We start from the raw sequence: 11,805 nt of genomic DNA, 5'->3' as shown, positions 1-11,805 counted from the left end.
GATCGGTGGCCTGGGACTCGGCCTCGGCGGTTACCCGGGGGCGGCCGTGACGTTTGCGTCCATCACCCTCATCGCCATCGTGCTCTCACTCCGGATCCGCCCTGCTCTGTAGCCGCGCCGCCCGCTTGTTGAGGTAACGCTGTTCAGGGGTGTTCGTAGTCATCCGGGCGGCGAGGAGATACGAGGCCCGGGCGGCTGTCAGCTCACCTGCGAGCTCGAGCAGATGAGCCCGGGCGACTTCGACGCGATGGTGGTTGGCCAGCCGGGGATCTGTCTCGAGTTGCTCGAGCAGAATCAGTCCCGCCTTCGGGCCTTGGACCATCGCCACCGCCACCGCCCGATTGAGGAGTGCCACCGGACTGTCGTCGAACCGGATCAGCAGGTCGTAGAGCGCGATGATCTGCACCCAGTCGGTGTCCTCGGTCCGCTCCGACTGGTCGTGAACAGCTGCTATCGCGGCCTGCAGTTGGTACGGACCCAGCGCAGTACGGGTCATCGCATCGGTGACCAGCGTGGTGCCTTCGGCGATCGCAAAGGCGTCCCAAAGGCTGCGATCCTGCTCATCCAGCCGGACCAGCTCGCCGGTAGCGGTTGTCCGGGCGGCGCGCCGGGCATGGGTCAGCAGCATCAGCGCCAGCAGTCCCGCGACCTCGCCGTTGCCGGGCAATAGCCGATAGGTGAGCCGGGCCATCCGGATCGCCTCCTCGGCCAGGTCGACCCGATCGGTGCTCGTGTAGCCCTCGTTGAAGATCAGATAAAGCACCTGCAGTACTGCGGCCAGCCGGACGGGGAGTTCCGCAGGCGGCGGTGGCCGGAACGGGATCCCGGAGTTGCGCACGTTCTGCTTGGCCCGGGTGATCCGCTTGCGCATCGTCTCCTCGGGCACCAGAAGCGCGCGGGCGATCTCGTCGGTGGTGAGACCGCCGACGGCTCGCAACGTGAGGGCGATCTGCGCGGCCCGGTTCAGGGACGGATGGCAGCACAAGAACAACAGCAGCAGGGTGTCGTCGGCATCGCGCGCTCCGGCCGCATCTGCTGCTGGTGCTGTTAGCGGGACCTCGAGCGCGTCCGCGTTCTCCCGGCGCCGACGGGCCTCCTCGCTGCGAAGCTCATCGGTCAGTCGGCGGGAGGCGACGGTGATCAGCCAGGCGCGCGGCTGATCCGGTTGGCCGTCACGCGGCCACTGCTGGGCTGCCGCGAGCAGCGCCTCCTGGACGGCGTCCTCGCAGGCGTCGAAGTGGCCGTATCGCCGGACCAGGGCGCCGAGCACCTGCGGCGTGAGTTCCCGCAGCAGGTGCTCGAAGCCGGTGCTGGTCACGGTCAGGAGTCCGCCGAGCCGTCCATCAGCGGTCGGACCTCGACGATGTCGCCGACCGCGTCGACGATCTGCTGGGCGATTTCGTACGCCCGGTCGGCGCTGACCACGTCGACGATGCCGTAGCTGGCCAGTACCTCCTTGACCTCGGCGTACGGGCCGTCGGCCGCGACCGTGCCGGCCGGGGTCGCGCGGATCGTCCGGGTCAGGGACGGGTCGCCGAGACCCGCGGTGGAGACGAACTCGCCGCTGGCGGTCAGCTCCTTGCCCAGTTGCTCGTAGAAATCGCACGCCTTCTGGAACTCCTCGGGGTCCCAGGTTCCCTCCACCCAGGTCTGGGCGTTGGTGTAGGCCAGCATGATGAACTTCATCTCGCGCTCCTTGCCAGTAGGTCGGCCCCTCCGTCGGGCGCCGTTCATCCACTAGTCGGAGCCGCATCCAAGGCAGGGACAGCCCCGGCTGCATCTTCTCTCAGAATCTTTCTTGTCGGCAGGTGTCCCTCGCGCTCCCCGGGCTCCGACCAGTGGGTGAAAGACCCCACCGGACCTTGGAGACGAACCATGAAGCGACTTCTTACCGCGATTCTTCTCGCCGTAGCGTTGACGACAGCGGCCCTGCCGGCGACGGCGGGCGCGAGCATCCCTCAGCCGGGTCGGCAGACCTACACCGGCGTCATCGACGGCGCGGAGTTCAAGGTCGAGACCCCCGAGCGCTGGAACGGCACGCTGCTGATCTTCAGCCACCCGTACTACCCGGCCTTCATGCCGGACTTCCCACCGGGCCACGGCAACCGGGACGACAGCCAGACCTGGTTGCTCGACCACGGCTACGCGCTGGCCGCCTCGGACTTCAAGGGCCGGACCGGCTTCCTGGTGAAGGAGGCCGTCGAGGATCAGATCGGGGTGCTCGACTGGTTCGAGGACCACGTCGGCCGGCCGCGGCGTACCGTCGCGACCGGATCGTCCGGTGGTGGGGCGATCTCGCTGCTGCTGGCGGAGCGGTACCCGCGCCGGATCGACGGGGTACTGGCGATGTGCACTCCGATCGACCTGTACGGCCAGATGAACCTCTCGCTGGACATCAACTTCGCGCTGAAGACGCTGCTCGCGCCGGGGGCAGACATCGACCTGGTCCGGGCGGACAACCCGGCTGAGAGTGTGGCGCAACTGCAGGCGGTGCTGGTCGAGGCGGCGAAGACTCCGGCGGGGCGGGCCCGGATCGCGCTGGCCAGTGCCTTCGGCAACGTGACGGGCTGGAACTCGGCGCACAACCCGAAGCCGGGGTCGATCGACGACCAGATCGACGCTCTGGTGCAACTGCATCTGCTCAGCACGATCGGGGTTTTCGGTGCGGTCGGCCAGGCGGATCTGGCGGAGAACGCGGGCGGCAATCCGTCGTACAACGTCGGCGTGGACTACCGACGGCAGTTGATCAAGTCGGACCACGAGGACTTCGTGCGCGCGGCGTACCGGCAGGCGGGGCTCGAGCTGGACAAGGATCTGGCCGCGCTGGCAGCGGCGCCACGGATCAGTGCGGATCCGGTGGCCAAGCGCTGGATGGAGCGCTACGCCGTGCCGCGCGGTACGACGCCTTCGCCGGTGGTCACGTTGCACAACACCGTCGATGTGGCGGTCGCCGATCACGAACGCTGGTACGCCGGGCAGGTCCGCGAGCACGGTGATCCCGGTCGGCTGCGGCAACTGTTTGCCGGACGGGCGACACACTGCGCCTTCAGCGTCGCGGAAGAGGTGGTCGCACTGCGGACCCTGGAAACGCGAATCACCACCGGCCGCTGGCCGAGCACCAGCCCGCAACGACTGAACACCGCAGCCGCCGCCCTCGGGTCAGAGTGGAGCAAGGTCTTCGACTTCGCCGCCGGCGGCGACGCGATCCGCCCACCCGCCTTCACCACCTTCCACCCCACCCGACTCCTCCGCCCTTCGCGCTGACCCAGGGGTGAGCTCCGGGACCCCAGGGTGTCATCCCTGGGGTTTCGGACCGTAGGCAGGGATATCGTTCGGTCTTATGGACAACCTGCCCGAGCCCTCGAATCCGCACGCCCATCTGCGCGCTTCCGACACCGACCGCGATCAGGTCGTCGAAGTGCTGCGGGATGCGCTGATGAGTGGCCGGCTCACGCAGGACGAGCACGCCGAGCGACTCGAGCAGACGCTGGCCGCCCGGACCCTCGGCGAGCTCGAGCCGATCACGCAGGACCTTGCCGTCCCGGGGCAGCCGTTCTGCCCCGCGGCGGCCGTTACCCCGTCGAACAGACCGGTACCGATCGAGGACCCGGCCAACCCGGCGGACAGTTTCGACACGGTGATCGGCATCTTCGGCGGCGGCGAACGCAGCGGCCGCTGGCGGGTGAAGCGCCGGACGAACGCGTTCTGCCTGTTCGGCGGCTACGACCTGGACATGACCGACGCGGTGTTCGAGGGCCGCGAGGTCACCGTGTACGCGTTCGCCATCTTCGGCGGCATCGACATCACCGTGCCGGAGAGCGTCGAGGTAAGGAACCACGGCGTCGGCATCTTCGGCGGATTCGGGGGCCGCGGTGGCAAGAACGCGGATCCGAACGCCCCGGTCGTCATCCTCAAGGGTCTGGCCCTGTTCGGTGGTGTCGGGAGCAAGTCCGGTAAGCCCAAGAAGCCCAAGAACGGCGGGCATCTCGGGCACTGACCGGTCAGATCCAGGACTTGAACCACATTCGGTTCAGCCAGTCGGGGTGCGGGAGCACCTGGTCGGTCAGGATCGGCCAGATGTAGGCGAAGTTCAGCACCACCAGCACGACGAACGCGCCGACGACCGCACTGCCGATCAACCGGCGCGGGGTGGAGGTCTGCAGCGCGACGCGGGCCGGACCGAGGATCCGGCCGAGGATCATCGCGAGCGCCATCACGGTGAACGGGATCATCGTGACCGCGTAGAAGAAGAAGATCGGTCTGTCCGTGTACATGAACCACGGCAGCCAGGCCGTCAGGAACCCCACTATCGGTACGCCGAAACGCCAGTCCCGCTGACCTATCCACAGGATCAGCGCAGCGATCAGGGCCAAGGCCCCGGCCCACCACAGCAGCGGCGTGCCGATGGCTGAGATGACGGACAGACAGTTCGTACCGGCCGGTGCGGTGCAGCCCGAAGTACCGGGTTTGATCTCGTTGTTCGCGTCGAACCCGATCGGGCGGGCGATGATCGGCCAGCCGGCCGGGTTGGACGAGTACGGGTGGGTGGCGTTCTTGATGTAGTCGCCGGTGTGGAACGCCAGGACTTCCTGGTGGTAGTGCAGCAACGAGCGGAAGTCGTCCGGGACCACTTTCATCACGCCGTGCGCCGGGTTCTTCGAGGCGTAGTCGTGGTCGTAGGCGTTGTCGTGCAGCAGCCAGCCGGTCCAGGTCGCGGTGTAGGTGATCGCGGCGACGATGACGATGCTGACGAACGCCGGGATCCCGTCGACGAGGGTGGATCTCCTGAACGGGTGCCGTACGCCGATGGCCCGGCGCGCGCCGACGTCCCAGGCGAAGGCGAGCAGGCCGAAGCCGGCGATCAGCCAGATGGCGCTCCATTTGGTGCCGAGGGCGAGGCCGAAGCAGACCCCGGCGGCCAGCCGCCACGGGCGGACCAGCAGCAGGCGGCCGACCTTCCCCGGGGCGGCGCCGTCCACCAGCGAGTCGGCATGCCGGCGACGGGTCCAGTCGCGGTCGGCGACCAGGCACGACACCGCCGCGACCAGCCAGAACGTCAGGAAGATGTCGAGCAGGGCGACCCGGGACATCACGAAGCTCAGCCCGTCGACGGCGATCAGCACACCGGCGACACAGCCGATCAGCGTGGACCGGGTCATCCGGCGGACGGTACGGATCACCAGCAGCACGGTCAGGGTGCCGAACAGGGCCGGCATGAACCGCCAGCCGAAGGTGTTCATCCCGAACAGTTGCTCACCGGCCGCGATCATCCACTTGCCGACCTCGGGGTGCACGGTCAGGCTCGGGGTGTCCTTGAAGACGTCCAGGTTGCCGGCCAGGATCGCCTTGTCGGCGGCCCCCTCCGGCTTGTCGATGAACTGCCGGGCGTAGCCGTACTTCAGCAGCGAGAAGGCGTCCTTGGCGTAGTACGTCTCGTCGAAGACGAACTTCACCGGGTTGCCGAGGTTCCAGAACCTCAGGATCGCGGCCATTGCGGTGATCGCCAGGGTGGCGATCCAGCCGCTCTCGAAATCCCGCGGCATCGGCGGGTACAGCCGCTCCTTCAGCGGCGGCAACCGGCGCCCCCGCACATCGCGGCCGAGCGTCTCCCGCGGCTCGGCGGGCGACGCGGTGTCGTCATCGATCACGGCAGTCACGCCCGCCATGGTACGGACGCCGCGGTACCACCGCCTCCCCGCGTGGCCGGAGGGTCACCTGTGGAAAGCCGAAAACCGTCGACCGAACCTCCTACACTGAGTGACATGAGTACCGCGCGAGAAGAGCTGCACGCGATGATCGACGAGCTTCCGGAGGATGCGGCCGTGGAGCTCGTGCCGGACATGCGTGAGATCTTGAGGCATCGTCTTGCCATGCGCCGGCGCAGCGCTGCCGGTCCGCGTCCCTGGCCTCCGTCGTGGTTCGGCGCGGTGCAGGGCAGCAGTCCTGACCTGGCCGCGCGGAGCGAGGAGATCCTGCGAGACGAGCTCGGCCGGCGCCAGTGATCGTTGTGGATACCGGTCCTCTGGTCGCGGCCGTTCTGTCCGCCGATGATGACCACCGAGCATGCGTCGACCTGTTCGCTTCCGCCCACCTCGGTGGCGAGCAGTTGGTCGTGCCGAGCTTCGTCGTTCCGGAGGTGTGCTACCTGATTCAGCGCGAGGCCGAGGGGGCGAAGGTCGAAGCCGACTTCGTCTATTCGCCGGCGGCGGGAGCCTTCGCCGTCGCCGACTGTGAGGATGTGTTGCTGCGGATCGCCGAGCTGATGGACACGTATACGGATCTGCCGCTAGGTCTGGCTGACGCCTCGGTGGTTGCGATCGCGGAGGAGATCGGGGCGCGGGAGATTGCGACCCTCGACCGACGGGACTTCAGTGTGGTTCGGCCTCGGCATGTCGATGCGTTCACTCTTCTGTCGTGACCGGGCGATTGGTGTTGGCGGGGACGCCTATTGGGGACTTTCAGGATGCTTCGCCGCGGTTGGCCCGGGTTCTGGGGGAGGCTGATGTGGTGGCCGCGGAGGATACGCGGCGGCTGCGGAGGCTGACGAGTGAGCTGGGGATCACCGTGGGCGGGCGGGTGACCAGTTTCTTCGAGGGGAACGAGCGGCAGCGGACGGATGAGTTGGTGGCCGCGCTGGTCGAGGGGCAGACCGTGGTGGTGGTGACGGATGCGGGGATGCCGAGCGTGTCCGACCCCGGGTACCGGTTGGTGGCTGCCGCGATCGAGGCCGGTGTCGACGTCACCGCAGTACCGGGGCCGTCTGCTGTGCTGACCGCGCTCGCTTTGAGCGGGTTGCCGGTGGACCGGTTCACCTTCGAGGGGTTCCTGCCGCGCAAGCCGGGGGAGCGGGCCAAACGGTTCCAGGAGCTCGCCAGGGAACAGCGCACGATGATCTTCTTCGAGGCACCCCACCGGTTGGCCGCGTCGCTCAAGGACATGGCTGACGCCTTCGGAGCGGACCGCCGTACTGCGGTGTGCCGCGAGCTCACCAAGACCTATGAAGAGGTCAAGCGAGGTGGCGCCGCCGAGCTGGCCGCGTGGGCCGCCGACGGGGTCCGCGGCGAGATCACCGTGGTCGTCAGCGGAGCGGATCCGTCCGCCCGCGAGCTCGGGCCCGAGGAACTGGCCGCGGAGGTAGCGGCGGACGAGGAGGCGGGCACAGCTCGCAAGCAGGCGATCTCCGACGTCGCCAAGCGCTTCGGTGTCCCCAAACGAACGGTGTACGACGCCGTCCTCGCCGCCCGCGCTCCGGCCAAGTAGCCCTGGTAAATACGCCTGGCCCGCCCCACTACGCTTTCCTTATGTCCGAGAAGGCTTTCTACGTCACCACCCCGATCTACTACGTCACGGCCGCGCCGCACATCGGCAGCGCGTACACGACGGTGGCCGGGGACGTTCTGACCCGTTGGCACGCCCAGCGGGGCGAGCGCAAGTGGTACCTGACCGGTACCGACGAGCACGGCGAGAAGGTGATGCGCAGCGCTCAGGCGCAGGGCATGTCTCCGCAGGAGTGGACGGACAAGCTGGTCGAGGAGGCCTGGAAGCCGGCCTGGGTCGACGTCGACATCGACTACGACGACTTCATCCGGACCACCGAGCAGCGGCACACCGAGCGGGTCCGGGAGTTCTGGCAGACGCTCTACGACAAGGGTGACGTCTACAAGGGCGAGTACGAGGGCCTGTACTGCGTCGGTTGCGAGGAGTTCAAGCTCCCCGCGGACATCCGGACCGACGAGGACGGCACCCAGCGGTGCATGATCCACGGCACCGAGCTGGAGACGGTCTCGGAGACGAACTACTTCTTCCGGCTGTCGGCGTACGCGGACCGGCTGCTCGAGCTGTACGAGTCGCAGCCGGACTTCGTCGCGCCGGCCAGTGCGCGCAACGAGGTGATCTCGTTCGTCAAGCAGGGGCTGCAGGACCTGTCGATCACCCGGTCCACCTTCGACTGGGGCATCCCGGTGCCGTGGGACGAGGACCACGTGCTCTACGTGTGGATCGACGCGCTGCTGAACTACGTCACCGCCGCGGGCTACGGCACCGACCCGGAGCGGTTCGAGCAGCTCTGGCCGGTCGACGTGCACCTGGTCGGCAAGGACATCCTGCGGTTCCACGCGGTGATCTGGCCGGCCATGCTGATGGCCGCGGAGCTCGCAGTACCGAAGCAGGTCTTCGCGCACGGCTGGCTGCTGGTCGGCGGTGAGAAGATGAGCAAGTCCAAGCTGACCGCGATCGCGCCGAACGAGATCACGGACCACTTCGGCTCCGACGCCTTCCGGTACTACTTCCTCCGGACGATCCAGTTCGGCTCGGACGGCTCGTTCTCCTGGGAGCACCTGAACGCGGTCTACACCTCCGAACTGGCGAACGGCCTCGGCAACCTGGCCAGCCGGATCGCGGCGATGGTCGGCAAGTACTTCGATGGCGTGCTCCCTGAGCCGACCGACCACGGCCCGGCCGAGCAGGCGCTCGCGGACCAGTTGGCGGCGACCGTCGAGGCGGCGGACAAGGCGATCGACACCCTCGCGTTCCACGACGCGCTGGCCGCGATCAACGACCTGGTCGGCGCGGTCAACGGCTACGTCTCCGAGCAGGAGCCGTGGAAGGTCGCGAAGGACGAGACCCAGAAGGCCCGGCTGGCCACCATCCTCTACACCTCGGCCGAGGTACTCCGCGCGGTCGCGGTCCTGCACCACCCGACGATGCCGAAGACCGCCACCAAGCTCTGGACCCTCCTCGGTGCCGAGCCCAAACTCGGCCCCCTCAAGGACCAGCGCATCCAGGACGCGGGCACCTGGGGCCAGCTCCCAGTCGGCGCCACCCTCACCAAGGGCGACTCCCTCTTCCCCCGCCTGACCGAAACCGCCTGACCGAAACCGCCTGACCGTCGGGTCCCTGGCCGGGGGTGGAAAGATTCACCCCGGCCGGGGAATACCCCCAGGCCAGGTCTGCTTGGAATCTTCGGACGTTGAGTTGATAGTTCAACCAAATCTGGAGGTTCTCATGCAGGCGGTCGTGTTCGAGGAGTTCGGCGGTCCTGAGGTTCTGCGGTTCAAGGAGATCGAGGAGCCGCACGCGGGGCCTGGTGAGGTGCGGGTCGCAGTACGGGCCGCTGGGGTGAACCCGGCGGACTTCAAGATCCGCCGTGGGTGGTTCGAGGCGATGGCCAAGACCACGTTCCCCGCAGTACCGGGCTATGAGCTCGCCGGGGTGGTGGACGAGGTCGGCGAAGGCGTGACCGAGTTCGCCGTCGGCGACGAGGTCGTCGGCTGGGGGAAGGCCGGTTCTTACGCGCAGTACGCGGTGGCAGGAATCGTCGCCGTCAAGCCCGCGGGTGTCCCCTTCGAGCAGGCCGTGGCGCTGCCGGTCGCGGGTGAGACCTCAGCCCGGGTACTGCGTCAGCTTGGCCTCAAGGCAGGCGAGACCTTGCTGGTGCACGGCGCCGCTGGTGGTGTCGGTTCGGTCGGAGCCCAGTTGGCGGTAAGCCTTGGCGCCACTGTCATCGGCACCGCGTCCCCGGCAAACCACGATTACCTTCGCTCGCTCGGGGTAATCCCGGTCGAGTACGGCGACGGCCTGGTCGAGCGAGTTCGCGCGGTCGCACCGAACGGCGTCGACGCCGTCTACGACGTGGCCGGAAAGGGCGCGTTGAAGGCCTCGATCGAGCTCCGCGGTGGTACCGACCGCATCGTCACGATCGCCGACCCGACGGCCGGCGACCTGGGCGTGGCCTTCTCGGCAGGCGGCGGCTCTCCTGAGGAGACCAAGGCCGGCCTCGCCGAGCAGCTCCAGCAGGTCGCCGACGACAAGCTCAAGCTGACCGTCGCCGAAACCTTCGCCCTCCGCGACGCCCCCAAGGCCCAGGAACTCAGCGAAGCCGGCCACGTCAACGGCAAGTTCGTCCTGATCCCTTAGGCCCATTGCCCACCTGTCTGCCGCCTGGATGGCGACACACACTTGAAGCATCAAGTAGTGTAGTGCACACTTGAAGCGTCAACCAATGGTCTTTCCTCATCCATCCGGAGGCAGTTGTGCAAGCGATCGTGTTCGAGGAGTTCGGCGGTCCCGAGGTGCTGCGGTTCCAGGAGATCGACGAACCGCACGCGGGACCAGGTGAAGTACGGGTCGCAGTACGGGCCGCTGGAGTGAACGCGATGGACTTCAAGATCCGTCGCGGTTACCTGCAGGGCATGATCCCGACGACCTTCCCGGCGGTGCCGGGCTTCGAGGTCGCCGGGGTGGTGGACGAGGTCGGCGAAGGCGTGACCGAGTTCGCCGTCGGCGACGAGGTGGTCGGCTGGTCCCAGAGCGGTGCGTACGCCGAACACGCGGTCGTCGGCATCGTGACTCGCAAGCCGGCCGGCCTTGCGTGGGATCAGGCCGCAGCCCTCCCGGTCGCGGGTGAGACCGCGACCCGCGTACTGCGCGAGCTCGACCTCAAGCAGGGCGAGACCCTGCTCGTCCACGGCGCGGCTGGCGGGGTTGGCGCCGTTGGGGTCCAGCTGGCAGTGGCGCAAGGCGCGACTGTGATCGGCACCGCGTCCCCCGCGAACCACGACTACCTGCGCTCGCTCGGCGTGATTCCCGTCGCGTACGGCGAGGGCCTGGTCGAGCGTGTCCGCGCGGTCGCGCCGAACGGCATCGACGCCGTCTTCGATGTGGCCGGCCAGGGCGCGCTGCCCGACTCGATCGAGCTGCGCGGCGGCACCGACCGCATCGTCACCATCGCCGACTTCGCCGCCGGCGAGCTCGGTGTCGCCGTGTCCTCGGGTGGTACCTCACCGGAGGACACCAAGACGGGCCTCGCCGAGCAGCTCCAGCAGGCAGCCGACGGCAACCTCCACCCCAGGATCGCCGAGACCTTCTCCCTCGCCGAGGCCGCCAAGGCCCAAGACCTCAGCGAGTCCGGCCACACCCCCGGCAAGCTGGTCTTGCTCCCGTAAACCCGCCGCCCACCTCCGCGCCCCACCAGCGTGAGGTGGGCGGGCTCATTCTCCGTCGGCGTAGGCGAAGCGCGAGGTGCTTACTGGTACTTCGTCCTGGCGGGGGTCGAAGCGGTCGACGAAGTTGACGCCGGTGGGGATTTCGATGCTGGCTGTTGAGGTCCAGCCTCGGGTCAGGGTGGGGAAGTCGGGGACGTCGGGGTGGTAATGGGGCTTGCCGGTTCCTAGGAGGTCTCTGGCCATCGGGGCGGTGCGTGCCTGATAGCGGAAGTCCGCCGAGAGCCGCAGTTGCCGGGTCCGGTTCGGCATCGCGCCGTGCACGGTCAGACTGCTGAACAGCAACACATCACCCGGCTGGTACGACGTCGTCCGCCACTCGGGGTGGTCCTCATCGGCCTCGGCGCGCAGCATCCCGGGTCCGTCCGACGCCCGGACCGGCAGTACGCCGAGTCGCGGCGATCCGGCGAACACCCGGAGCCCACCGATCTCGGGTGGGGCCGCACTGAGCGGGATCCAGGTGGTCAGCGTGTCGATGCTGCCCTGGATGAACCGGTAGTCCTGATGGATCGGCGTCGGGCTGGCGCCGGGGGAGGGCGGCGCGATCCGGCAGATGTGGGCCGGGTGCGCGAAGGCCTCTTCGCCGAGCAGCCGCATGGCCAGGTCCAGCAGCTCAGCACGCACGGCCAGTTCGTGGAATGCCTGCGTGCTCTGGATCGCGGTGTAGGCGCCGAAGAAGCCGGCTGATCCCTCCTCGACCGCCCGTTCCGAGGCGATCAGCTCCTCGGCCGCGCACCCCGGTGCGAGCCAATGGCTGTCGAAGAGGATCCGCGCGATCCGGGAGCGGACGTCATCGATCACGGCG

At 68.1% G+C, this 11,805-nt stretch carries 12 protein-coding genes; 8 read left to right on the top strand and 4 right to left on the bottom strand.

The genetic code is table 11. The annotated features are described in order from the left end of the window. Positions 1-85: 85 nt before the first annotated feature. The gene (locus VFG33_RS11245; protein WP_325025256.1) at positions 86-1,318 is read right to left on the bottom strand and encodes an RNA polymerase sigma factor; all 1,233 of its coding nucleotides are present in this window, start codon (positions 1,316-1,318) and stop codon (positions 86-88) included. Positions 1,319-1,320: 2 nt separating this feature from the next. Continuing rightward, the gene (locus tag VFG33_RS11240; protein WP_325025253.1) at positions 1,321-1,686 is read right to left on the bottom strand and encodes a YciI family protein; all 366 of its coding nucleotides are present in this window, start codon (positions 1,684-1,686) and stop codon (positions 1,321-1,323) included. A 189-nt stretch (positions 1,687-1,875) separates the two neighbouring features. Here VFG33_RS11240 and VFG33_RS11235 point away from each other — a divergent pair, with 189 nt between their 5' ends. Both VFG33_RS11235 and VFG33_RS11230 read left to right on the top strand, forming a co-directional pair. Then, positions 1,876-3,264 carry an alpha/beta hydrolase family protein gene (locus tag VFG33_RS11235; RefSeq protein WP_325025250.1) on the top strand — a complete coding sequence of 463 codons (1,389 nt, stop codon included), beginning with the start codon at positions 1,876-1,878 and terminating at the stop codon, positions 3,262-3,264. Between the two features lie 76 nt (positions 3,265-3,340). Continuing rightward, positions 3,341-3,997 (top strand): DUF1707 SHOCT-like domain-containing protein, encoded by a 657-nt coding sequence (locus tag VFG33_RS11230; RefSeq protein WP_325025248.1) that lies wholly within the window; start codon positions 3,341-3,343, stop codon positions 3,995-3,997. A gap of 4 nt (positions 3,998-4,001) precedes the next feature. Here the strand turns inward: VFG33_RS11230 and VFG33_RS11225 are convergent, their stop codons facing one another. Then, complete coding sequence (locus VFG33_RS11225) at positions 4,002-5,666, bottom strand: dolichyl-phosphate-mannose--protein mannosyltransferase (RefSeq protein ID WP_325025246.1); 1,665 nt, start codon at positions 5,664-5,666, stop codon at positions 4,002-4,004. Positions 5,667-5,762: 96 nt separating this feature from the next. On the opposite strand from VFG33_RS11225, the gene VFG33_RS11220 reads away from it, so the two are divergent. The 6 genes from VFG33_RS11220 to VFG33_RS11195 all read left to right on the top strand — a co-directional run bounded on the left by VFG33_RS11220 (position 5,763) and on the right by VFG33_RS11195 (position 10,943). Beyond that, the gene (locus VFG33_RS11220) at positions 5,763-6,002 is read left to right on the top strand and encodes a hypothetical protein (RefSeq protein WP_325025244.1); all 240 of its coding nucleotides are present in this window, start codon (positions 5,763-5,765) and stop codon (positions 6,000-6,002) included. A 5-nt stretch (positions 6,003-6,007) separates the two neighbouring features. Then, complete coding sequence (locus tag VFG33_RS11215; protein ID WP_325025242.1) at positions 6,008-6,418, top strand: type II toxin-antitoxin system VapC family toxin; 411 nt, start codon at positions 6,008-6,010, stop codon at positions 6,416-6,418. Next, positions 6,415-7,260: a 16S rRNA (cytidine(1402)-2'-O)-methyltransferase gene (gene rsmI / locus VFG33_RS11210; protein ID WP_524538129.1), complete on the top strand. Its 846-nt coding sequence runs from the start codon at positions 6,415-6,417 to the stop codon at positions 7,258-7,260. The genes VFG33_RS11215 and rsmI overlap by 4 nt, the downstream gene beginning before the upstream one ends. Positions 7,261-7,301: 41 nt before the next feature. Further along, positions 7,302-8,870: a methionine--tRNA ligase gene (gene metG, locus VFG33_RS11205; RefSeq protein ID WP_325025240.1), complete on the top strand. Its 1,569-nt coding sequence runs from the start codon at positions 7,302-7,304 to the stop codon at positions 8,868-8,870. A 133-nt stretch (positions 8,871-9,003) separates the two neighbouring features. Beyond that, on the top strand, positions 9,004-9,915 hold the full coding sequence (locus VFG33_RS11200) for an NADP-dependent oxidoreductase (protein WP_325025238.1): 912 nt from the start codon (positions 9,004-9,006) through the stop codon (positions 9,913-9,915). A 116-nt stretch (positions 9,916-10,031) separates the two neighbouring features. Next, the gene (locus VFG33_RS11195; protein WP_325025236.1) at positions 10,032-10,943 is read left to right on the top strand and encodes an NADP-dependent oxidoreductase; all 912 of its coding nucleotides are present in this window, start codon (positions 10,032-10,034) and stop codon (positions 10,941-10,943) included. Between the two features lie 45 nt (positions 10,944-10,988). Here VFG33_RS11195 and VFG33_RS11190 read toward each other — a convergent pair. Continuing rightward, a partial coding sequence (locus VFG33_RS11190) for a phytanoyl-CoA dioxygenase family protein (protein WP_325025234.1) occupies positions 10,989-11,805 on the bottom strand: 817 nt, incomplete at its 5' end.

Origin of the sequence: Kribbella sp. (assembly GCF_035687465.1) — a bacterium.
Classification (GTDB): Bacteria; Actinomycetota; Actinomycetes; order Propionibacteriales; family Kribbellaceae; genus Kribbella.
The sequence above is the reverse complement of the archived record's forward strand: the minus strand, read 5'-3'. Positions and strand labels throughout refer to the sequence as shown.

What these genes read in the sequence shown, in the direction of transcription:
- VFG33_RS11225 (WP_325025246.1), bottom strand. Translation starts at nt 5,666, where the DNA reads ATGGCGGGCGTGACTGCCGTGATCGATGACGACACCGCGTCGCCCGCC.
- VFG33_RS11200 (WP_325025238.1), top strand. Translation starts at nt 9,004, where the DNA reads ATGCAGGCGGTCGTGTTCGAGGAGTTCGGCGGTCCTGAGGTTCTGCGG.
- VFG33_RS11235 (WP_325025250.1), top strand. Translation starts at nt 1,876, where the DNA reads ATGAAGCGACTTCTTACCGCGATTCTTCTCGCCGTAGCGTTGACGACA.
- VFG33_RS11230 (WP_325025248.1), top strand. Translation starts at nt 3,341, where the DNA reads ATGGACAACCTGCCCGAGCCCTCGAATCCGCACGCCCATCTGCGCGCT.
- metG (WP_325025240.1), top strand. Translation starts at nt 7,302, where the DNA reads ATGTCCGAGAAGGCTTTCTACGTCACCACCCCGATCTACTACGTCACG.
- VFG33_RS11220 (WP_325025244.1), top strand. Translation starts at nt 5,763, where the DNA reads ATGAGTACCGCGCGAGAAGAGCTGCACGCGATGATCGACGAGCTTCCG.
- VFG33_RS11240 (WP_325025253.1), bottom strand. Translation starts at nt 1,686, where the DNA reads ATGAAGTTCATCATGCTGGCCTACACCAACGCCCAGACCTGGGTGGAG.